This is a genomic window from Oligella ureolytica DSM 18253, assembly GCF_000373745.1.
Lineage (GTDB): Bacteria > Pseudomonadota > Gammaproteobacteria > Burkholderiales > Burkholderiaceae_B > Oligella > Oligella ureolytica.
Genome location: NZ_KB892376.1, coordinates 1 through 1,077, shown reverse-complemented (window position 1 = coordinate 1,077; position 1,077 = coordinate 1). Strand labels below are relative to the sequence as shown.

Here is a 1,077-nt window from a genome sequence, read left to right as displayed (position 1 = left end):
CGGGGTGAAATTTGTCGAAAATTTCCAAAAAAATCAAAAAATTTCCAAGTAGAACAAAAAAGCGCTATTTAACCGTTTTTATGCAAAAGTCTCACCTTATTTGCTTGTTCAGTGACATTGAGTAAGCCTATCAAACGAATCGTCTGATGAATATTCATCTCACCCTCTTCTTCCAAGGGTGATAAATAATACTGCTTTGCAGAGATTTTTTGTGCCATGGCTTGAGCAAAATGCATAAACTGTCGTTCTTTTTCCGTGACTTCAAAAGAATACTCGCTATCACTAGGCTGCAACTCACCACCGACATCAGCAGAGACACCGCTAACATCAACAACAATTCGCACCTCATCAGCCTCAGTCAAGCCACCCCCGACATAGCGCTCGGCATAACAAGCTTTTGGACTTGTGGCGATATAATCAATTTGCTCCGGCACCTGATGCAAGCCATTAGTCTCAATACAAAGCGTATAACCACGTTCTTTTAACGCGTCTAACAAAGAGCCCAAACGCGGATGCACCACCGGCTCACCACCGGTAATAATGATGTTTCTTGCGGTGTACCCCTGAAGCATCGCTAATACCTGCGATAAAGGCACGTAGTTGAAGCGCATATAATCGGTATCGCACCACGAACACGCTAAATCACAGCGACCTAGACGAATAAAAATCGCCGGCATACCGGTGTTATAGCCCTCGCCTTGTAGGCTTTCAAAAATCTCAGCAATGCGAAATTGGGGTTCTTCGGCACTTCCCGCAGTCTCACTGCTTAAGCGGATCACCCGCTGCTTCTCACTAACCACCTCAATCTCCCTCATACTCACTGTAAGAAGTCGGCGTTTCCCATAAGCGGATTCTATTCACCGGCAAACCACCTTGCTCCCGCAAAGTGTGAAATATATGTCGACTAATCACTTCAGCCGTCGTGCGCTGCTCAAAAGCATAAGTCTTTAAATCCCAACCTTGAAGCATGTCGGCTAGCGCTCGGTGTTTGTCAAGCAAGTTGTCCGATTTGTTATGCTGCTAATACGACATGTCTCTCTAAATCGTTACTCTCCTTCGATGGGTTTAGCCAGACCT

The 1,077-nt window shown here is 45.4% G+C and carries 2 protein-coding genes; both read right to left on the bottom strand.

Annotated elements, in window-relative coordinates; genetic code table 11:
- Positions 1–68: 68 nt before the first annotated feature.
- Positions 69–800, bottom strand: a complete 732-nt coding sequence (locus tag B092_RS14605; protein WP_232244203.1) for a 7-carboxy-7-deazaguanine synthase QueE — start codon at positions 798–800, stop codon at positions 69–71.
- 1 nt (position 801) lies between these two features.
- Positions 802–969 (bottom strand): 6-pyruvoyl trahydropterin synthase family protein, encoded by a 168-nt coding sequence (locus B092_RS15295; RefSeq protein ID WP_018575731.1) that lies wholly within the window; start codon positions 967–969, stop codon positions 802–804.
- Between the last annotated feature and the right edge of the window lie 108 nt (positions 970–1,077).

Bases quoted from the DNA above. Each gene is read 5' to 3' on its own strand.
- B092_RS15295 (WP_018575731.1), bottom strand. From the start codon at position 969: ATGCTTCAAGGTTGGGATTTAAAGACTTATGCTTTTGAGCAGCGCACG.